Genomic DNA, 22,297 nt, shown 5'->3' with positions numbered 1-22,297 from the left:
TGAGTCTGCTTATCAATTCCATGATATTGGTAGGTTTAATTACTATCTTACCGAAAGGAAGCATCAAAAATGTCCACAACGTAAGCTGAAGGATGATTTACCCAAGCTGTATAAGCCGCAAAACAGTTCATTTTCCTCGGTCAGTTTTAACATTCTAAACCTTTGTATTCAAAGGTTTGGACAGTATTTAAATAATCAATATAGTGTAACTATTGGGAAACCATAAGGGTAAAGGCAAGAATCTAGAATTTTAAGATCTGAAATGCCTACACTTTTCAATTAAAATTAGGAGTAGGGGAGTTACAGGAAAAGTTTTCCCTAACAACAGCTCCTTATAATGACGTTTACGAACGTTTTATTGAAAGATTAGATATATCTCAGAAAACTATGCTCAACAGAATTGCTACTCAAATTAAAAAGCACTTCCGTGCGCCAGAGGTTAGTGCTCACTGCGATGGACCTTGTGGTGTTTATGATACCGCCTCTGCTCGTATCTACGCTGAAGCGGTATTGTCTATGACGAAGAAAATCTTAGACCTTAATCCTTCTGTCGGAGATCATGGCACTGCTAATACTCTTTCTCGCTATATCGCAATTAAGGAAGAGCAAGCACAAAAAACTAAAGAAGAATTACTTATTCTTTGGACTGACTACTTTAAACCTGTACATTTAGAAAAATATCCTGATCTTCACGACACTTTTTGGAAAGCAGCTAAACTTTGCTCTGCGTGTAAGGTAGGAGTTAGCTTGGACCAAGCCACCGAATTACTTGCTACTGTTGAGAAAATTCATACTATGTTCTGGTCCAGCAAGAATCGGGATGTAGTCTGGGTAAGAGCTAGCTAAATTTGTTTATTTTAGGTAGTGTACATACAGTTGATCATTACTAGTAAGAATCAAGAATTACTTTTCTGGTTGTTAAGATTGCGTCAACGGTTTTGTGTTACAGGGGCTTCTATGTTTCCCCTGCTTAAGGCAGGAGAGGAGGTCCTTGTAGACACAAGAGCCTACCGTCGCCGTTTGCCCGAAATAGGGGACTTAGTCGTAGCTAAGCATCCTTACCGTCATAATTTAAAGATTATCAAACGAGTTGTTTTAGTTGATAAAAATGGTAACTGTTTTTTGTTGGGGGAAAATAAAGCAGAAAGTAATGATAGTCGGTATTTTGGTTTTATAACCCTTCATCATATTATCGGTAAAGTTACTAGTAAATTTCCTTGAAACATGTTCTAGGATTTCCATATCATTATCAATTTCTGGCTATTCTAAAATATATTGGTTGATCACTTCGTAAATTACTACAGTAGTCATTACTATATCAGTTCCATTGATAGGTTCGTGGTTAATCGATTAAATTTTCGTAAAAATGAGAGTTTAAGTAGTTCATCCAATTAGAGGAAGATTTAAGCAAGTTAATTCTAAGATAGTGAAGAGGAGATTGCACACAGGTCTATCATCATGAGTTGTTTTTTAAAATTCTTCCTAGCTAGTACTGTTGTTTTTTGCGTTGCTGATTTAATTCCGTTTCCTAATTTCCCCTCTGGCATGATTGTTCATATAATTAGTCAATATCAACAACAAAACCAACAAAAATAAAATACGCGAAATGCTACTCTCATTTTGGGAGATATTACTAGATTTAAACTTTTTGTCTTATATAAATAAATCTGAAGTTCTTCTATTTGACATTTTACTAGTTTATTTTATATCGTTAGTTCAGTGTAATCTTCTTTTTGTTCATTTACAAAAAATTAAAACCTGCCTAAAAAACTTAGATTACAAACATTAGTTTTATACGTCATGTCGAACATAAGAACTGATTTTTATTTATGTTATGTCTTGATTTACTTCATATTAAAAAGCAATGAAAGCAATGACGACTCTTCATCTCAATACAAGTTAATTTATAAGTTTATTGGGATTGAGCTTTATTGTAACTGAATTATTTAGCCTTATTAGTAAGTTCCTTCAGAAAACCAATAAAAATATAAAAGGTTTATAAAAAAGTTAATCTACAATTAATCAACAAAACTTAAACTTTAGAAGTTATCATTCAAAACCGTACTTTAGAACGGGAAACAACTAACTGAAAAGCTAGTGACAGAAATTGAACATTGTAAAATAATAAAAAAATAGCATTACGTACTTCATGATAGCCTAACTAAATTGCTCGATTATTTTTTAAATAAAAAAAAATGAATTACTTCTAAGATAGAAACTTAATTAAGATTAAGAATAGTTATAGTTTCTTTTTTTGAATTATATTAATAAGTTTAAGGTCAATGATACCTAATTTAGGGATAGTTTGTTGTCTAGGTAAAAATAAAAAATTTATCACTTATCTAGCAATCGCTGAATATAAGTCAGCCTAAAAACTTAGCTGATTCAATTAAAAGAACAAACATTATCAATGTTAACTCGCGATCTTAAAATTATTTCTTGAATGTAAATAAAAATAGAAATATCATGTTTAAATCCAAGACAATGGAAGGTTAAATAAATTGTAGATTCTATGAAATTATTAGTATATATAATTAGAAAAGCAATTTATGGATAGACTATTCAAGGGAAAAAATTGTAGAATTATCCAAAAAATAGAAAAAAATAACTTGTAATAAAGAATAGATAAAACCTCTTAAAAAGCTATTCAATTGTAGTCTATAGACCTTAATAGGTTTTTCTTATATAGAAAAGGTTGGAAAATACAAAGTAATTTTACAGAGTAAAAAAAATAATTAATATCTTTTTATAGAAGGAAAATGGCATCAGTAAAAGCTCATAAAATTATCGGAAAGATATTTTGTAATGAATATGATTTAGCTAAAAAAATTTTATAAAAGTAGTTATCGAAAAGAGTTACCATAAAAAGTGCTAATTAGAGTTGATTACTTACTGGTTTCAACTTTGAATAGACCATAATAAAACCCGATTATTTCCAGAATCAGCAACAATAGCCGTATCACCACAAACCGAGATACCATAGGGCCAACTTAAACTATTACGATAAGTCCTCCCGTAGGAACGATTTTCTCCCTTACTACGAAAATTAAGTTGACCTATTAATCCTTGGGAAGAGATACCCATCTCTAGGGACTCTGTCCACCCTAATAAACGAGAATTAGACGTGTCTGCCACCATCAGCCATTGCTTATGAACAGCTACGCCATACGGCATACTTAAACTACTAGAACATGGCCAATAAACCCCTTGATTAAGTTCTACATCTTGAAAATTTGATTGACCTAAAACTAGTTTACAGGGAACATTATTTTCAGTTGGTATCCCATCCCAAATCATTACACGATTATTTCCCGCATCAGTCACAACTAGGTTATTTTGCCAAATTGCTAACGTATGAGGCCAACGCATACTTGAAGCGGTTGGGGTTCCTCCTCCATTTTCGTCTCGCAGATTCATCTGGGACTGTCCTAAAACAAAATCTGCCGGTTGTCCATTAACTTCCGGGAGTCGATTCCACCCTAACACCCGTCTATTTCCAGTATCTGCGACAAAAAAATAGCCTCGATGATAAAAAACGCCATAGGGCCAGTGCATCCTATCTGCAGCTGTATTAATTTCTCCTCGGTTAACTTGATTTTGGTGAAAGTCTGTTTGTCCTAATACAATATCTGCAGGAACATTATGATCTTGAGGTAGTTCTTTCCAGATTAAGACTCTATGGTTCCAAGCATCAGCTACCGCTAATCCTTCTCCACAAGTGCAAATTCCTGTAGGAACACTGAAGGTATTGCTTTGAGGAGTTCCATTGGCATTTTGTCCTTCCTGATGAAAGTCTGGTTGTCCAATTACCAAGTCTGCGGGTTGGGCATCAGTTTCAGGACGATTTTTCCATCCCAACAGTCGATGGTGCCCTGTGTCTGCTACCCATAACGGACCAGTTTTGGAAACTAAACAAACACCTCTTGGACCAAACATAGTAGTGGCATCAGGTTTTAGGGGCATAGCCAAATTATTAGAGGACTGTTCACCTAAAATGACAGCTGCGCCTTCGGAAACAAGAAATTGACAGAATGGTTCATCTGTGTCAGCTATAAGGGGAAAGTTTCGGTTAATTTGGAAGAAGTTTTTCACAATATATAAATCAGCAGAGTTTGTGTGACTGTCGATGGCATTGGATCTTCATATGTAGATTATTTTAATATATAAAAGATATTATTCCTGATTCTTTGATTTTTTTATAATTGACATTATCTTTTGATGTAATGCTTCCAATCATTAAACCTAAACAATAATAGCTCATTAATTTACATCTAACTTACTCTTAAATTTATTATTTCTAATTTTTATTTTTTAGTCTTGTAATAAACCAAATTTATTTCTTAAATAGCAAAACAAAAAAATATTATTGATTTTTCGATTAGTGCTTATTTATTGTATGTATATAGCCCTCTTGTATGGGCTATTTATGAGGCCGGTTTCTTATCCTCTAAATTATGGTTAACTTCTATTTAACAGCAAAGACTGGATGTCTTAAGGCTATGATTGGGACAGAGTTTATTTTTTAAAAGTTAATTATTTACTAGCTATTGCTTAACTAAAAGACTATCAATGCTCATAGAAATTGTTAGTTTATTAAAAATTAACTAAAAGCTAACTCCAAAGAAGAAGTAATAATTATCTCCAGAAAAAAAATTACTAATTAATCTCTAGCTTAATTAGATTATTAATCTTTGAACAAACTATTTTTTTATAAAAAATAGTTTGTTTTTTATTTTCAATAAAGTCTCTAACCATAGAACTGATTTTTAAAATTTTAACAATTTAGCCTAAAGAATAGGATAAATTTTACAAATATTTATTAACTACAATAATAATTGTTAGATTAAATTTAATAATCTCTAAACCGTAAATTAGACAAATATTATAACTATATTATGTACTCATAGTTTACATTATTCTAGCTTAAATAAGATCGTAAAAAGCTATCTCTAATAAGAGAGAAGTAATTGAAATTCTAAAAAAAATAACAAAACTTTTATTACTCCTATATCTTAGTTAACGTAAACCAAAAAGTGAGTATATAAAAAGTAAAAATCTGTATAAATAATAGTAGCTACTTCTGAAAATATCTTATAGGTTAGAAAATTTAAAAAAAATAATTAAAGTGAAAAATATATTAAATTTTGTTTATTTATAAAATAATTAATAAATTAGCCAGTTGATTTAAGTTAAGCTTATAAAAGCAAAAATAGACAGTTTTAAGAGTAGCTTATTAACTACAAAACTAAAAATATTTAATCTAAAATAGAAAAAATTTTTAAAAAAACCCTGCTATGGTAAACATAGATAATTAGTAATCGTATATCTACAAATTTGGAAGAATTAAAACGGAAGAAACCTTATAGGATTATATTCTAAAATCAAATACAAAATAACTTAATTTAGGTTAAGATTTTTTAGTTCATAGGCTCTTTTTTAAAAGATAGAATTTATAAAAAAAGTATTCTATTAGGAAGATAATTATATATCTGATTTTAGCAAAAAAAAATAAATTCTTCAATAAATTACTCTCCATAATCAGAGCAAGTAGAAAGATTTTGTATTTTCTTATTTTATTAAAATAAGAAAATACAAATTAAATTTATTATTGATTAAGTTATATTGGACAGGATTAAGAATGAGATCAACTTCAATTAGGATAGTATCTGCAGATAACGTTAAAAAAAATAATTGCTTTCATAATTAATTATTTTGTGTAGTTCTAAAATATGTTTGTGTATTTCCAGGTTAAGGAGAAAGAAAAACTAATGTTATGTTCTTAACCCAATGTCAAATACTTTGCTTAAAGGTAATCTAATTATTAGAGAGAGTTTTTTTACTATTATCAAAAATAATCTTTGATTGCCTGTCGTCCTTCGGGAGTTCCGTATTGAATCAATTGATTCCAGTATTGAGAGTTAGTGATTATAAAACCACTGGTAATAGCTAATTTTGAGATAACTTAAGCTGTCTCAGAAGGGGAGACTTCTGGCATAAGACTTCTAGTTAAAATAATAAGTACCGGCTCCTACAGTTGCTAAAATATCTAAAATTCTTAAAACAAGGAGACTACATGCCTTAACACGTTAAGGTCTGATATCAAATTTTTTGATCATTAATCAATCTGATAGAGTTTTTTTAATTCGATTAAAAGTGATTAAAATTGTCACACTATCTAAATAAAAAAGCTTAAACTTAAAAACAGAGATAATTAATAGATTGTCTCTGCCTAACCTAGTTATTTAGCGTCTTATAAAGAATTTTTAGAAAACTAGATTAACTTACTTGTTAAGCTTAAGGTCTAGTTGATAAAATATATCTATGCTGCTATCGCTACAACAACGTTAGGTGTTTGCTTTTATTGCGGAACTAGATTGAGGTTTAAGGTGAAGTAGATTGTTAGGATCGAACACCTAACGTTGTCAGTAAGATTTTTTTTATCGAAGATATTTTTTTACAAACTCCGCATTTTCTAAGCTTTTTGCGTCATCAGATTCAAACAAAAATGAAGTACTTCTTTTTTTCCGTTGAAAGGCTTATACACTAAATTCATCAACATACTTGGTTTTGTTACCGAACAATCCAAATAATCCTGCTATCAGATGATATTCTCCTAAATTTATGAGTAAATCATTGTATTATGTTAAAGTTTATCAATTTTCTCTTAAAAAAAAGAACAGAGTTATCAGAATGAAAGAACTAGTAAAAAATGAACAAAATCATCGTCTGATGGGAGTGTTGCGAAGATTATCCAGATTTAAAGTAGATAATTGTTCATAAGCCTTGTCAATCAATCTTTTTTCCAGCAGAAATCCTATATTGGCTCCTGGGCAAATATAAGTGAGGGAGCCAGAGTTGAAGTAATCGAGTAACATCTGAACACTCTTTAGCTGACGTAACCAATGGAACGTTTTGGCTAACCGTAAAGGTTTTAGAGTCCCTGAGAGATCACACAAAAGATGCCGTCCAGTGAAAAGAATTCCTCCATGGAAGCTCCAATAAAGACAAGAAGAACCTGGAGAATGTCCAGGAGTCCAAACTCCTTTAATATCTGGACTCAGAAAGGTTTCTTTTTCGAAAGAAGTTACGGCTGCCTCTGGGAGCAGATAGGCTTCCTGTTCTTGGATCACAACTGAGCACTTTAGAGTTTTTTGTAGAGATTTTACCGATTTACTTATAGCACCACGATGAGTGATAAATAAATAACGCACCCCTCCGTGTTGTTGAAGAAAGTCTTCAACTTGTTTATTCCACTCGGGACAATCTACCAAGATATTGCCAGTTTTTTCTAGAATAAAGTAAGCTGCCCCGCCTAAAGTATCTTTATTGGAGGGGAAAGCGAACAACCCCTCTAATAGTTGACGAGGGAGTTTAGAGAGCCTAGCTGTCTTTTGAAACATGATAGGTGAAAAGCAGAATCCTTGTTACTTTATTACAGGGAATCTCAAAATTGAGTGTGGCCTTATGACTCTATTATTCCTTAATTTAGTGAATCGTCTTAATCATGAACGGTGGAGACGATTTCTTAACACATTCTTCAATAGATAATTATGTGGTTACTTTTACTGTTACTTACTTTAAGCATTATTACTTATATCCTCATTGGGCGCACGGTAACGTCAGTCACTCGTACCCCTGCTTGGCTATTGTGGTTAGTTGTTATGACTCCTCCCATAGCTTGGACAGTATGGTATATGGTAATGGGAGAAGAAGAACCTATTCCCTTTGTGTGGATTATCTTGCCCCTATTTATTTGTTTTATTACTTATGGGTGGTTGATTTCCATTGGACGTATTCTCACAGAGAACCAAGATAGTCGTAATTCTTCTTTATCCTCTAACCTTGAAAAAAAGATAAAGACTCTAGAAAATCCCGTTTTCATCCGTCCGATTACCGCCACTGAGGAACAGTCATTGAGAGATTGTTTCCCTTGGGGAGTGTATTACTTGCAGAATTTAGATTATCGTCCCCAAGCCATTCTTTGTCGGGGAAAGTTAAGGACAGCTCCAGAAAAAGCTTATCAGTCAATTAAAACTAATATTGAGCGGGTGTTTGGTGATCGATTTTTAATTCTTTTTCAGGAAAGCTTACAGGGACAACCCTTTTTTGCCTTAGTAGCTAATCCTTGGGCTAAATCCCAACATAAAGAACCAGAACAACCTACCACCCGTCCTTTATTTGCTTTAGGGTTACTATTACTGACGTTGTTGACTACAACAATTGTTGGGACTGAAATAGCTGGCATTTCAGTAGAACAATGGCAAGAAAATCTAAGATTACTATTAAAAGGATTACCCTATAGTCTAGGTGTAATTATCATTTTAGGGATTCATGAACTAAGTCATTATCTAACTGCTATTCGCTATAAAGTTGTTACGACCTTACCTTATTTTATTCCTATCCCTTTTTTCTTAGGAACCTTCGGAGCATTCATACAGATAAAATCTCCTATCCCCCATCGTAAAGCCTTATTTGACGTAGGTATAGCAGGACCTTTGGGCGGATTTATTGTAACTGTTCCCATTCTACTATGGGGACTATCTTTATCAGAAGTTGTGCCTCAGGTTGAGGAATCTAACCTATTAAGTCTACAAGCATTCGATCCTCGAATTTCTTTTCTATTTGCTATTTTGGCTAAATTGGTTTTTGGGAGTAGCTTTATTGCTGAAAAAGCAATTTATCTTCATCCGTTAGCCATTGCGGGTTATGTAGGATTAATTATTACGGCTCTAAATTTAATGCCTGTGGGACAACTCGATGGGGGACATATTGTTCATGGGATGTTTGGCCAACGAACAGCAATTATTATTGGTCAATTTACTAGAATGTTTGTCTTAGCTTTAGGAATTATTAGACAGGAGTTTTTACTATGGGCAATTCTACTCTTTTTTATGCCGACTTCTGAGCAAACTGCCCTGAATGATGTAACAGAATTAGATGGCAGACGAGATGTCTTAGGATTGTTTTCATTAGCATTGCTGATAATGATTTTACTTCCTTTACCTGGGACAGTAGCTCAATGGTTAAATCTTTAAACTAGTCAAAAGCTAAATTGATTGACTAAAAACTAAGTCTGTAAAAACCAATAGTGTCTTGGCTCAATTGATTGATATTTGGAAAATTGTCCAAAAATTTTAAGGTATGATAGTGGGCTTAAAAACGATAGAAATGCTTAAAAAGTTCATTTTAGTCATGTACAGGACATTTATCAATAGAAACTTATTGTACTTGATACAGGTAAGACAGTATTGACCATGGGGGATTAAACTATAAATGGACTATCTACCGACTCAGGTTGGCGCTTACATCGTTTCTTTAGATTGTAAAGTGGCTGGTCCCGAGGGTTGATCTTGACTGTTGGGTTCTAAATATGAATCCTAGGCTGGAGTCAAAATAGCACAATTTTGAAGACTTGAGTAAGCGGAGGATTCGCACTCAAAAACAAATGTATTGAAATTTCGTGATTATCCTAGCAATAATTAACATCCTATGTCTCAACAATACCAGTGTCGTATTTACGTTACCCTTAGACCATCAGTATTAGATCCCGCTGGGACCGCAGTTGAATCGGGATTAAAGCAGTTAGGCTACCAAGGGGTTGAAAAAGTAAGAATTGGCAAATACATTGAACTTACTTTAACAGCCAATAGTGAAATCTATGCAAAAGAACAACTTGAGCAAATGTGTGATCAATTATTGGCTAACCCAGTCATCGAAAATTATTGTTTTGAAGTAACAGCTGTTAACGTGATTCAATCCTCAACGAGGTAAGTATTGATGAAATTTGGTATTGTAGTTTTTCCAGGATCTAATTGTGATCGTGATGTAGCAACGGTTACTCAAGGATTGTTAAACCAACCAACCCGTATGGTATGGCATCAAGAAACAGATATTTCTGATTTGGATGTGGTAGTGATACCAGGAGGATTTAGTTATGGAGACTATCTACGCTGTGGGGCGATAGCTCGTTTTTCGTCGGTGATGCAACAAATCATAATTCACGCTAACCAAGGAAAATGGGTGTTAGGAATCTGTAATGGATTCCAGATCTTAACGGAGATTGGGTTATTACCCGGAATATTAATTCGTAATCGAGACTTATATTTTATCTGTGACCAAGTCCCTGTGAGAGTTGAAAATAACCGTCTACCCTGGACACAAGTATATGCATCAAAACAGATTATTACTCTACCTATTGCTCATGGAGAAGGCCGTTATTATGCAGGGCAAGATACCCTTAAAAGTTTAGAAGACAACGGACAAATTTTGTTTCGTTATTGCACAGCTAAGGGAGAAATTCATGAGGACCAAAACCCTAATGGCTCTCTTAATAATATTGCCGGAATTGGCAATCGAAAAGGAAACATTTTGGGCATGATGCCCCATCCGGAACGTGCTTCAGACCCAATTTTGGGATCCACAGACGGGCGAGGGTTGTTTGAAGGATTAATTGAAGAAAAATTGCCACAACCTCATATAGAGGAGTAAGCTTTAGTGCAAAGAAATTCTAAAGAATGCCATCAAACAAACAATAGAAATATTACAACGAAAGGATTATAAAGTAAGTAAACATTAATTTAAAAAAGATGAGAATTGCGCATAACATTACAGAGTTAATTGGTCGGACTCCACTAGTACAATTAAACCATATTCCTCAAGCAGAGGAATGTATGGCTCAGATTGTTGTGAAATTAGAGGGAATGAACCCATCGGCCTCAGTAAAAGACCGCATTGGGGTAAATATGATTAATGCTGCAGAACGTGAAGGACTAATTATTGCTGGTAAAACTCTTTTAGTTGAACCTACTTCCGGTAATACGGGAATTGCACTAGCTATGGCCGCGGCTGCCAAAGGATATAAACTAATTTTGACAATGCCAGAAACCATGAGTCAAGAGCGACGGGCGATGTTAAAAGCTTATGGTGCGCAATTAGAGTTAACCCCCGGAATTGAAGGTATGAGTGGCTGTATTCGACGTGCTGATGAACTAGTGAAGACTTTGCCGAATGCTTACATGCTACAACAATTCAACAACCCTGCTAATCCTGAAATTCATCGCCAAACCACTGCTCAAGAAATTTGGGAAGATACAAATGGCCGGGTAGATATTCTCGTTGCAGGAGTAGGTACTGGAGGAACTATCACTGGGGTAGCTGAAGTACTTAAACAACGTAAGCCAACTTTTCAAGCTATTGCCGTTGAACCAGCTAATAGTCCTGTCTTATCAGGAGGAAGCCCTGGCGGTCACAAAATTCAAGGGATAGGGGCAGGTTTTATTCCTAAAGTTCTCAAAGTGGAGCTAATTAACGAGGTAGTAACGGTGACTGATGATGAAGCTATTATTTATAGTCGTCGTTTAGCTAGAGAAGAAGGGCTATTGTCAGGGATTTCTACAGGGGCAGCTTTAGCTGCTGCTATTAGAGTTGCTCAACGTCCCGAAAATACAGGCAAACTACTTGTCATGATTCAACCGAGTTTTGGAGAACGTTACTTAAGTACTCCCCTCTTCGAGAGTTGAGAAACACTTCAACTGAACAATGATGAATACTGACCGTTGCTTATTCTAGGATAAGTCCGCCAATAAAAAGGCAAGTTCGTAGCAGGTTTATTGAGAGCTTGTCTAATAAATCTGAAGCCTTTGCTTTTGATCTTGAAGAAGATACAGATTTAATCATATCTAATGAGTTAAACTTCTTGTCTTAAATCAAGTAATTTGCCACCTATAACTAGGCTGATATTCAATCCTACGCATCAATATCACCGATAAACTCAACAAGCCACACCAATTAATTCAGATTATCGGTTGCAAGAAATCTATATTCTAATTTATAAGCTCGGCTGGTAAATTTCATTATTCATTTCTTAGAAGAGCAAATTAATGATTTAACAGCTGATTCCAGTGGCTAATGCGGCAGCTTATCTATGTTTTTTCCTCAGTTAAGTAGGTAGTAAAATTGATAAGTTAGATAGGTTTGTTCTAAGTTGTCATAATAATGATTTATATACAAAAACAGAATCATTCTACTCCCAACGTCTTTGTTATGAAGCAGAAAGATACAATACATAAGGGGCTAAAGAATATTGTTTCAGAAAATTCTAGACTTTATCAAAACAATACTAGAAAATCAACTATTCTCAATACGGACTTTTTTTTCTGTCATTTCCCTTTAATTGTAAGCTGTACTTCTCCTAAGCTAATTATATCAGAACTCCCAACGACACACGTTATCTATTTATTTTAAATTCAACTACGATTTGTTTAGACATAATTTAAATATCTGAGTAAGATTTTAACCTAGCTAATTATGTTATAGATACTTTCTTTGAAATAGTAAATATGGTCTAAAGAACAAGTTTAAAATGCTAGTTCGATGTATTATATAAGGAACAAGAAAAATCTTTGAAGGTGCCCTTTCTTAATACTTAAAAACTGCCCAATATTAATTGAAAACTAAAGTTGAAGCAATCAGAGTTTTTAGTCTTTAATAGACTATTAAAGGATAATGAAAAAGATGACATAGATAAAATCAAGTCGCTCAGGGGATTACTATAGTTGTTTAGCAAATTTCTCAGACAGGTTTTAATAATTATTTACTAATGTTTGTTAAACTCATTGAGTTAAATAATCCTTAAGAACTGGCCAAAAAATAATCGTCAAAATTAGTTTAATTTTTTAAAAAAAATAAATTGCTCTTAATGAATTGAATCCATTTCCTACGTTATAACTAGATTTAATTAGCTGTATTTATGAACAAAATTAAAATTTTTTAAGATTTAGGGTAGAAAAAATTCTCTTTAGAGTTGGTAAGTGAAAAAGATTGCTAGTCCCTTACCTAAACAATTATTTTAAACTTTAAATTAAGCAGGTATCAATCACGAAACTAGCTGAAGTAGCTTATTAAATAGAGTTGAGAACTTAGACTGAGTTAATAACTTTATTTTAATTTTTACAAAAAAAACTAATAAAGTAGTTTTATCAATAACTCTATGATTCTCAATATGACAGGAAATTTTTGACGAATTTTTTCTGTTTTTGTTGTAGTTTGGAGTCAATTATATTAATAGTTTAACGGAAGTAAAAAGCAATTGCAAAGAAGCTTTTTTTAAAAAACGTTACGAGCTTTTGCTATGAGGGATTATTTTCATCTATTTAGATGAAAATAATCCCTCTTTTTAAAGAAACTCTTTTAAAGAAACTTTTCATCTCAATTATAGAGACAGAAGGTTATCGTCCCCTCCCAAAATTATTGAAGAAATGTAATTAAACTCAGTAAATAGTGATTCAGTCAGACAAAGTTCAGAGAATTATTAACTGAGTTTACTGTTAATCAAGCAACTATTCACCTACATGTCCACACATTTAAACATTCACATGTTAAGCTTCATCTTTATAATGACTAAACTTTCTACAAAACAAAACTTGCTTTGTGTTCCAATAAATTTAATTAGTTTGTATCTCTCTCATAATATTTCCTTAGTTCAAAACGAAAAGTCTGCAGCTTTTCTGAGCTTACTAAATGTGTACTTTATGCAACTTGCGTGGACTCTTAAGTGAATTAGGTTGGTTAACGACAAATACAGAAAAACCCTAAACGCATATTTTGCCACTAAAATCGGAGATTTCCCATACTGAATCTGTTAGAAAGGAATAGAAAACCTAACTCTTCGCTCAGAAGCAGGAATATCCTCACGAACTTCACTAGAAAAAGAACTATTTCTGTCAAATATCCTGATTCTCGTTTGAGGTCTTCTTTCTTCTTCTAAGCCTACATCGAGGCGACTATCTTCGGTATGCATTCTTATGTTAGTTCCGCGACGGCGACGGCGTTCATTAGAAAAATCTATACGAACATCATTCCCCAATTGTATAATCTGAGCCCTAACTGGAGAAGAAAATAATGATATTGAACCAATAAACAAGCTAGTTACCAGTAATTTTAAAACAAAAATTCTTTTCATGGGGAGTTTCTCCGAAAGGAGCAGATAGAATTATTCGAGCGACTAAAAAATACCAGATATTGACATAGATTTTATCTCTACTACTATTATCGCTTCTTCATCCATTTGCATGATTTACCTTCTTCATAGCTATGTAAATCAGGATTAATTTTGTAAAGATAGTATTCGTTTAAGAAAGTCTATATATTTTTTGATTGTTAAATTGTTAAAAACAATTAAAGTCAATAACATTGTAATCTTGAATTATTCAAGTACCTAAATCCCATGGAATCATCGCAGTAAGATAACAAATGCAAGTAGATATCGTAAAGCCCAAAAATTTTCTCAGTACCATCAATTTAAATATAGATTGGATTGGATTGCATTACATCACAGAAACTACCAACTCCCTTCAATAAAAGATGATAAACCTCAAAACAATGGACACAGTTCTATACAGAAAATCATGATAGAAGTCCTGGTTAACGGACTATTTAGCTATGGTGTTATCGGTTATCTCACTCCATAAAATATTCAAAACCTGCCTAAACCGCTTATCAATAAGCGATTATCGCGTCTTCTTAATGAATTTATCTCTTTACTTTTAACCAAAGGATAAGGGCAGTTGCTTATTATCATTCTTTTTATCTTAAACCGCTAAATATATTAAATTTTAAAGATATTGATAATCTTTTATTTAGGATTTATATGACTCTAAAATTTTTTGATAATCTCATCGAGGCTAGTATCTCAGAATAAATTACTGACGCTGAAGTTTAATTTGTTAGTAGGAATGGCTCTAACATTTATCAAAAATTTTTTAGATAATGAGTAACTATACAGTATTTACTTAAGAAGGGGATATTATTTAACCCAGAACTATTAACAAAATAATGGTACAGTGTTATCAGGGAAAAACAGAATTGTTCAACTTAGACACTATTTGAAACTGAGCTAAAAATACTGCATAATAAGCAGCGTTTGGGTTATTTTCTGTTCCTAATTGTCTAATATCTACATACAATACAACCAGTTTTAGCTTAAAATTAAATAATATTAAAAATTCATTAAAATATTGGATATCCGTTAGTAATTAATACTATTTAAATGTGTAAATGTAATTATCCAGGTTCAAGTTTTATTAAACTTTCTGAACTCAGAAATTTGTTGTATGGCTCCCCATTGATGAATGTGATTTTTTCCCATCAGTACTGAGATAGTTTACCAGTTATACTTTTGACAATAAAAGTCTAGCAGCTACTCGTTAATTTTTAGTTAAGGAGGGAATAATATTAGCCAACTAAGAAATTTAGAAAGTGAAGTAAGAGCAAAAATTTCTTAGTTGACTAATATTATTTAGATGACTAACCTTCACGCTTTCTCTTAAAACTATACGCCTATTGACCACATAGCCAATATTAATATTGATAATTATCGAAATAAATTTCAGTTTTACTTTAAGTATGTAAAACTAACCGACAATAGTCAACTAATTAAAATATTAAATAATCCTAAATTTTTAAATACTACTAATCAGTTTTTAGGAAAACTATCTCAAGTAGAAAATGGGTCAACAGTAGATATATATATAATTTCCTTCTGTGGAAAAGAAAAACCTAATCAAGTAGTTTAGGTTGAACATACTTCCCCTGTTTACATTTTTGATAATGTTAAAGTTCTTGAACGTGTTGAATGAGTTTATATCGATCAGAAAAGTTATAATTTAGCTTTAGTCAACTGCGTTAATTTTTGATTAATTATAAAATAGCAAATAAATACGTCCTAATCTTAATTAGACTGAGACTAAATTTTAAAAAAATGGACTACTTTTGTTACCATTCTGTTTATTATAGATCTATGTTTATAAAAACAATTATAAGTATTGAATATCAAGAAAAATACATTGTAAAAATAATTAATGATATTCACATTATATCTCTAAATAAATAAACTGATAAAAAATTTATAGTAGTCGCTTATTGGTACCAAAAAATGTAATCCCAAGATAAGATAAAAGATATGAATCTGACGATACTTTATACTGTAGATTAAGTGATTCTATCAAACATAATTTTAGAGAGACAGTTTCATTCGTTAGCTGATAACTATATAAATAAAAATAGTTATTAGCTTTCAATAAACATCTGAAATAAATAAGATTTTTTAGTTAATTATTATTACGTCAAGAAGCATTTATTAATAAATAGTTGAAAGGTAAAATACCTTAAATAAACTTGATTCATACAAGAATTGTAATTATATAACTGTTCCTATCTTCTTAAAGAAATTAATAGATATTAATCTTTTTAAGAAAATTTTTACTTAATCTAAAATTAATATAAATTGGGTAAATTTTTTAAAAAAATTACAAATCATAAATAAAAATCTTACCTAGCAATAGTATTCTCAGGATATTAGATGTAAGATGATACTTATCGAGCCTCCATTATTTAAATTGGATCGATCAATCACCTAAGGTAAAAAATCAAATAAATAACTCATTATACTTATTTGTATTTAGAATAATAAAACTTTTTATAAGTATAAAATATATTTATTTGGTTCTAACAACTTTAATTAATAATTTTTTATTTATGGTTTCATAAATAAAAAGGAAACAAATCTCTAGTCTTATAAATTAAAAAATAGGTGAATCATGAAAACATATATATAACATCTACTCAATAACGATTGATAACAAAATAGGAAAACTGTATATCCAATATTTTTGACAAGATCGATGGTAAAAATTTAGATTATCTCGTAAATAGTCTAAATCATACAAAAAGATCTGATCTTTGTGTTTAGTATTTCAATTTAAAACGATAGAAACTTCATCTATGATAGGATTAAACAATTGTCAAAAAATTAAAGCTTCTGTTGTAGTCTGTTGATGAAAAAACAATAATTACCTAAAAGATAAATTTTATTATATTTTAGGATTAGGTAGTAAAAAGAATCGAATCGATGCGGACAAAGCTACTCACTTTAAAAATGAGTTTTCCAAGATTTTTATTAAAAATTATTATAAATATTCATTAATAAATATTAAAGATTACTGAAAAAACTTAACAAACAAATTCTATCTACAAAACTAATCGTTAAACTCTATTGAGTTTCTCAAAACCATTCTAACTCAACCACACTCCTCTTCCTTGGTAGTAGTCATTTAACTTTCTCTAGACTTTCAGGACAAGATAAACTTAAGACAAATATTCTTAACCATGACACTATCAAAAAAATTGTAAACCGGGTTCGATAATAGATAAAATAACTGATTTTATGTATGAATAAGAGAAAAATTAGCTTTAACTATTAGTTTTCGTCATAAGAAAATTACTATTGTCTTTATTGTATTTTACTTAAAAAATGTTATTTTTCTTACAATAAACCAGAAATAGACTAATTCAGTGTTAAGTTGTCCTAGAGTTTAACTGATTTTAGTCTCAAAAAGTGACTGTTATAACTGCGGTGAATGATGTTAACTTTCGCAATGGAGTGATGGTGAACAACATAGCTGGGTAGGGAGAAATCTTCCCACATGAGTACAAAGTTTTTCGATACCTATATGGGAAGATTATCGGGAGGCTTATGAACTAAGAGAAAAACTACTATCTATATAGTGGTGTCTTTAGAGACTTACCCAATTTTCTTGTTATTTTGATTGATAAAAATCATAATTTTGGTAATTGTGAAGATAAACTTTATGTATCGATTAAGAATTATATTGAGCAAAGTGACAGTAAATACATCTTAATTAACGACAAAGTTCTATGATAGGAGTTATTTAGATTTATTACGTGCAATTATATCTATTTGTCCCCGAACATAAAGATATTGATATTAAACTCAAAACTAGAATCTGATAATTAAAGGGGAGAAATAGAATTTAACTGAAATTATTTCCAAACTACTGCAGAACCTCTATTAGGCTTTGGAAAAAGCAAATATTCTGTGGCAACAGTTAATTAACCGTCTGATGATACAGACTCGCAGCTTTATTAAAGATGATAATAGTCAAACTAACACCACTAAGCAAGCAGCTCTAAATAAACATCAAAAACTTAAGACATTTTGTATCTCTTCATTTAGGTAGTTAGAGTTATATCTAACTTGCTTTTTAATCTCACGTTTAATAATGTGAAACAAAGAAAGTGGACAACTTTCTCTTTTTAAGAAAGAGAATATAAGAAAAGTCTCTCTGTTATGAGAGAAGATTTAGAAAATGCAAAATTATGAAGTACTCAGTGAAACAGATTTTACTTTAGTGATATCTATCCACTTAACGGTTACAATAATAGGTCGTGGTGTTAAAGAAATTAGTAACACATTATTAACGAGATTACAGAAAATTTTAAGAAATTTAGCTAACCGATTCCTAAACATAGTAAGCTATGTTCTCAAAACCTCCATCTCTTCCCAAACATCCCTTGAGTCAACTGGTTACCCAAGTAGTACAAAAACTTGGGAAAGGAAAGCTAAGTCCTGAAACTCTCAAAAAAGGGGAAAAAGTTCCTGAATTACACATACAAGATAAAGAAGGAGATAAACCTCAAGTCTACTCATTAATTGGTGATCGCTATATTTTGGGGCGAAGTTCGAGATTCTGTGACATTCTCATTGCTAATAATTTTGTTAGTCAAGTTCACTGTTCTCTACGCCGTGACAAAAATAATTCCCAATATTTCGTCCTCGAAGACGAACACTCTACCAACGGTATTTATCACAACAGACAACGCATTAAAAATCTTTCCTTACGTCATGGAGATGTCATTATTCTTGGCCCCCCGGAATTAGCTAAAACTGCTAAACTGACTTATCATAATCCTCCTCCTGTTTGGCGTAGACTGATTTCCTATACCCTTTACGGAACCGTTGGACTATTTGCCCTTGTCAGTGTTGTTATCATCTGGGAAAGTCGTAAATATGACGTAACTCCTCTCCCATCAGGAGTTAGTGGTCCAGTAGTTGTCTATGCAAGGGATGATAAAATCCCCCTAAACCCCATTACCCAAAGTACGCATCAAGAAATTAACCGTTTACAAGACTTTTCTCCCTATTTATCTAAAGCTCTCATTGCATCGGAAGATACTCGTTTCTATTGGCATTTTGGCGTCGATCCATACGGAATTGTTAGGGCGTTAGTCATCAATTCAAAAGATCAAGGCGTTCGTCAAGGAGCGAGTACCTTAACCCAACAATTAGCCCGCAGTCTTTTTAGTGAAGTGGGATGGGAAGATACAGCCGGTCGTAAATTACGAGAAATAATTGTTGCCCTAAAATTAGAAGCTGTTTATAGCAAAAATAAAATCTTAAAAACTTATCTAAATCAAGTATATCTGGGGGGCAGCCTTTACGGGTTTGAAGATGCAGCCCAATTCTATTTTGACAAATCAGCTAGATATTTAACAATCTCCGAAGCGGCCACTCTAGTGGCAATGTTACCCGCCCCAAATCTCTATAATCCTGTTCAGGACTATGATGCTTCTGTTCAACTCCGAAACCGTGTCATCACTCGTATGGCAGATTTAGGGATGATTGAACCAGAACGGGCCGCTCGTGAGCGAAGATCACGCATAGAAATTAGTCCTAAAGCTAGAAAAACTTTGTCAAATTTGATTGCTCCATACCTTTATAGTCACGTTTTCAAAGAATTAAGAACTCTTTTAGGGAATGAATTAGCGAAGGAAGGCAATTTTATTGTAGAAACAGGATTAGATCTTCACTTACAGTCTAAAGCTGAAAAAGAGCTACGAAATCACGTTAAAATTGCCGGTTCAGCATACAAGTTCTCCCAAGGGGCAATTGTCACCTTAGATACCCGTACTGGAGAAATTTTAGCTTTAGTGGGAGGGGTAGACTATAGACAAAGTCAATTTAACCGCGTTACTCAAGCTAAACGTCAACCTGGATCAATTTTTAAGGTGTTCGGTTATGCGGCGGCTATTGAACAAGGAATTTCTCCCAGAAAAGTTTATTCCTGTGGTGGACTAAACTGGATGGGACAACGATACAAACCTTGTGAACGCAGTGGTGGGAATGTAGACATGTATCGAGGGATGGCACAGTCAGAAAATGCAATAGCCCTCAGAGTTGCCCAAGATGTAGGGTTAAATCGAGTGATTGAAATGGCGCAACGGTTAGGAATAGGATCAACATTAACACGATCACCAGGACTAATTTTAGGACAAAGTGAAGTCACTGTTTTGGAAATGGCTGGAGCATATGCTACCTTTGCTAATAAAGGAGTTTGGAACCGTCCTCATGCAATTCAGCGCATCCTTGACGGGGGAGACTGTTTAGATGTCAATAATTGGCAGACGTGTCGAGTCATTTACAATCTCAATCAGGATCAAACTAATAGAAGAAGGGTGATCTCTTACCAATTAGCCCAGACCATGACTGATTTATTACGGGGGGTCATACAACGGGGAACTGGAGGATCAGCGAGTATCGGACTGGGAGAAGTAGGGAAAACAGGAACTACCAATAAAGCTGTGGATCTTTGGTTTGTGGGCTATGTTCCTAGTCAGAATTTGGTAACAGGGGTATGGTTAGGTAATGACGATAGCTCCCCAACCAGAGGCAGCAGTAGTCAAGCAGCGGCCTTGTGGAGAGATTATATGAAGAAAGGGTTAGTTTCTCGGTAGTCCCATTCTATTTTTCTCTAATCGGACGGAATCACTCAGCAACTAACAGCTCAACCTTTTTTTGTCCCTCCATCGACATCTTCCAGAAAAGATCTATCCTTCATTATTTATCAATCTAGAAGATTTTTTGCAAGAATTAATGTAGAAAATGTCGTATTCCGCTTAAAACCATCACCAACCCTAATTCATTAGCCGCCGCGATAGAATCTTTATCCCGTACTGATCCACCAGGTTGTATGATAGCAGCAATTTTCGCTGCTGCTGCTGTGCGCACTGAGTCATCAAATGGAAAGAACCCATCACTAGCAAGGAATCCCCCTTTAGCTTCATTTCCAGCTTCTTCCAAAGCAATTCTGACGGCACCAACCCGATTCATTTGTCCAGCACCAATCCCCAAAGTTGTACGATTTTTCGTCACAACAATAGCATTTGATTTAACGTGTTTTGTTACCTTCCAAGCAAATAATAATTCCGCTAACTGTTCGGGAGTTGGTTGCTTTTCTGTAACAATCTTCCAACCCTCAGGAGTATCTATCTGATCGTCAGATGTTTGCACTAACAATCCCCCAGCGATCATTTTAACTGTCTGTTTCGGACCATTCATTAAGTCGGGTAATAATAAGACACGAATCTTGGATTTAGCAACTAAAATCGCTTTAGCTTCCTCATCGTATCCCGGGGCAACTACACATTCTAAAAAGGTTTTCGTTAATTGGCTTGCTGTCTTCTTATCTAAGGGTTGATTAACAGCCACAATGCCCCCGAAAGCTGAAATTGAATCCGCATTAAATGCATTCTCATAAGCGTCAGCCAACGTCTTTCCTATCGCTATACCACAGGGATTGGTATGTTTAAGAATAGCAACAGCTGGTTCTTTCGAGTCAAATTCAGCAATAATACGCCGTGCCGCTTCTAAATCCACTAAGTTATTATAACTGAGTTCTTTCCCCTGTAATTTAGTCGCTGCAGCCCACCCTGTTGGTTGAGTTCCAGTTTGATACCAAACCGCATTTTGATGAGGATTTTCTCCATAACGGAGAGATTGAAATTGAGTACCTGAGAGAGTAAAACGACTTGGTAAAGAAGACTCTGTTTCTGAAGCAAGGGTCATGAAATAATTAATGATCGCTCCATCATAACTATGAGTCAAAGCAAAGGTTTCCTTCGCCATTTTTTGACGAAACGCTAGGGAAACTTCCCCGTTGTTTCTATCTAATTCCTGTAGATAACTATCATAATATTGAGGATTAGATAAGACCGTGACATGAGCAAAATTCTTGGATGCTGCTCTCAACAAGGTCGGCCCACCAATATCGATTTTCTCAATTGCTTCAGCCATTGTAAAATGAGGCTGAACAATGGTTTTTTCAAAAGGATAGAGATTGACTACCACTAAATCAATCGGACGAATTTGATTATCCTCCATGTCTTGGTTATCTTCTGACAACTCCCGTCGTCCCAAAATGCCCCCATGAATGCGAGGATGTAAGGTTTTCACTCGTCCTCCTAAAATTTCTGGTGATCCGGTATAGTCACTCACTTTAGTGACCGGAAGTCGAGCCTCTTGTAGGACATCTGCTGTTCCTCCACTACTGATTAACTCAAAGTCAAATTTATTAACCAATTGTTGAGCCAAATCGATAATTCCGGTTTTGTCCGATACGCTCAGTAGTGCTAAACGCGCCATTCAGATCTAATCTCCTGATGT

Annotated in this window: 12 protein-coding genes; 8 read left to right on the top strand and 4 right to left on the bottom strand. The window is 33.4% G+C overall.

The genetic code is table 11. From position 1 onward, the window contains the following. Window positions 1-387: 387 nt before the first annotated feature. From sodN to RGRSB_RS09970, 3 genes are all read left to right on the top strand, one after another. Window positions 388-846: a superoxide dismutase, Ni gene (gene sodN / locus RGRSB_RS02205; RefSeq protein ID WP_119259647.1), complete on the top strand. Its 459-nt coding sequence runs from the start codon at window positions 388-390 to the stop codon at window positions 844-846. A gap of 30 nt (window positions 847-876) precedes the next feature. Beyond that, window positions 877-1,221: a nickel-type superoxide dismutase maturation protease gene (gene sodX, locus RGRSB_RS02200; protein WP_232014555.1), complete on the top strand. Its 345-nt coding sequence runs from the start codon at window positions 877-879 to the stop codon at window positions 1,219-1,221. 237 nt (window positions 1,222-1,458) lie between these two features. Next, complete coding sequence (locus RGRSB_RS09970) at window positions 1,459-1,596, top strand: hypothetical protein (protein WP_172582015.1); 138 nt, start codon at window positions 1,459-1,461, stop codon at window positions 1,594-1,596. 1,302 nt (window positions 1,597-2,898) lie between these two features. Here the strand turns inward: RGRSB_RS09970 and RGRSB_RS02195 are convergent. Together RGRSB_RS02195 and RGRSB_RS02190 are read right to left on the bottom strand one after the other, a co-directional pair. After that, a complete protein-coding gene (locus RGRSB_RS02195) occupies window positions 2,899-4,053 on the bottom strand; it encodes an NHL repeat-containing protein (RefSeq protein WP_232014596.1) in 1,155 nt (384 codons plus the stop codon). 2,666 nt (window positions 4,054-6,719) lie between these two features. Then, window positions 6,720-7,400, bottom strand: coding sequence for an MBL fold metallo-hydrolase (locus RGRSB_RS02190; RefSeq protein WP_119259646.1), 681 nt, complete (start codon window positions 7,398-7,400; stop codon window positions 6,720-6,722). Between the two features lie 150 nt (window positions 7,401-7,550). Here RGRSB_RS02190 and RGRSB_RS02185 point away from each other — a divergent pair, with 150 nt between their 5' ends. From RGRSB_RS02185 to cysK, 4 genes are all read left to right on the top strand, one after another. Further along, window positions 7,551-9,035, top strand: coding sequence for a site-2 protease family protein (locus RGRSB_RS02185; RefSeq protein ID WP_119259645.1), 1,485 nt, complete (start codon window positions 7,551-7,553; stop codon window positions 9,033-9,035). Between the two features lie 454 nt (window positions 9,036-9,489). Then, window positions 9,490-9,771: a phosphoribosylformylglycinamidine synthase subunit PurS gene (gene purS / locus RGRSB_RS02180; RefSeq protein WP_119259644.1), complete on the top strand. Its 282-nt coding sequence runs from the start codon at window positions 9,490-9,492 to the stop codon at window positions 9,769-9,771. Between the two features lie 6 nt (window positions 9,772-9,777). Further along, the gene (gene purQ / locus RGRSB_RS02175; protein WP_119259643.1) at window positions 9,778-10,488 is read left to right on the top strand and encodes a phosphoribosylformylglycinamidine synthase subunit PurQ; all 711 of its coding nucleotides are present in this window, start codon (window positions 9,778-9,780) and stop codon (window positions 10,486-10,488) included. Between the two features lie 98 nt (window positions 10,489-10,586). Beyond that, a complete protein-coding gene (gene cysK, locus RGRSB_RS02170) occupies window positions 10,587-11,519 on the top strand; it encodes a cysteine synthase A (protein WP_119259642.1) in 933 nt (310 codons plus the stop codon). A gap of 2,120 nt (window positions 11,520-13,639) precedes the next feature. Here cysK and RGRSB_RS02165 read toward each other — a convergent pair. Further along, complete coding sequence (locus RGRSB_RS02165) at window positions 13,640-13,960, bottom strand: hypothetical protein (RefSeq protein WP_119259641.1); 321 nt, start codon at window positions 13,958-13,960, stop codon at window positions 13,640-13,642. A 4,373-nt stretch (window positions 13,961-18,333) separates the two neighbouring features. On the opposite strand from RGRSB_RS02165, the gene RGRSB_RS02160 reads away from it, so the two are divergent. Beyond that, window positions 18,334-20,589, top strand: coding sequence for a PBP1A family penicillin-binding protein (locus tag RGRSB_RS02160; protein WP_119259640.1), 2,256 nt, complete (start codon window positions 18,334-18,336; stop codon window positions 20,587-20,589). A 136-nt stretch (window positions 20,590-20,725) separates the two neighbouring features. On the opposite strand, the gene purH is transcribed toward RGRSB_RS02160, so the two are convergent. Next, a complete protein-coding gene (purH, locus tag RGRSB_RS02155) occupies window positions 20,726-22,276 on the bottom strand; it encodes a bifunctional phosphoribosylaminoimidazolecarboxamide formyltransferase/IMP cyclohydrolase (protein WP_119259639.1) in 1,551 nt (516 codons plus the stop codon). Window positions 22,277-22,297 lie beyond the last annotated feature (21 nt).

It is taken from the genome of cyanobacterium endosymbiont of Rhopalodia gibberula (assembly GCF_003574135.1).
Classification (GTDB): domain Bacteria; phylum Cyanobacteriota; class Cyanobacteriia; order Cyanobacteriales; family Microcystaceae; genus Rippkaea.
Note: the sequence above shows the minus strand (reverse complement) of the source record. Positions and strands in the feature narration are given on the sequence as shown.

Coding starts and splice junctions, on each gene's coding strand:
- RGRSB_RS09970 (WP_172582015.1), top strand. CDS start 1,459: ATGAGTTGTTTTTTAAAATTCTTCCTAGCTAGTACTGTTGTTTTTTGC.
- RGRSB_RS02190 (WP_119259646.1), bottom strand. CDS start 7,400: ATGTTTCAAAAGACAGCTAGGCTCTCTAAACTCCCTCGTCAACTATTA.
- purH (WP_119259639.1), bottom strand. CDS start 22,276: ATGGCGCGTTTAGCACTACTGAGCGTATCGGACAAAACCGGAATTATC.
- cysK (WP_119259642.1), top strand. CDS start 10,587: ATGAGAATTGCGCATAACATTACAGAGTTAATTGGTCGGACTCCACTA.
- RGRSB_RS02165 (WP_119259641.1), bottom strand. CDS start 13,960: ATGAAAAGAATTTTTGTTTTAAAATTACTGGTAACTAGCTTGTTTATT.
- RGRSB_RS02185 (WP_119259645.1), top strand. CDS start 7,551: ATGTGGTTACTTTTACTGTTACTTACTTTAAGCATTATTACTTATATC.
- purS (WP_119259644.1), top strand. CDS start 9,490: ATGTCTCAACAATACCAGTGTCGTATTTACGTTACCCTTAGACCATCA.
- purQ (WP_119259643.1), top strand. CDS start 9,778: ATGAAATTTGGTATTGTAGTTTTTCCAGGATCTAATTGTGATCGTGAT.
- sodN (WP_119259647.1), top strand. CDS start 388: ATGCTCAACAGAATTGCTACTCAAATTAAAAAGCACTTCCGTGCGCCA.
- RGRSB_RS02160 (WP_119259640.1), top strand. CDS start 18,334: ATGTTCTCAAAACCTCCATCTCTTCCCAAACATCCCTTGAGTCAACTG.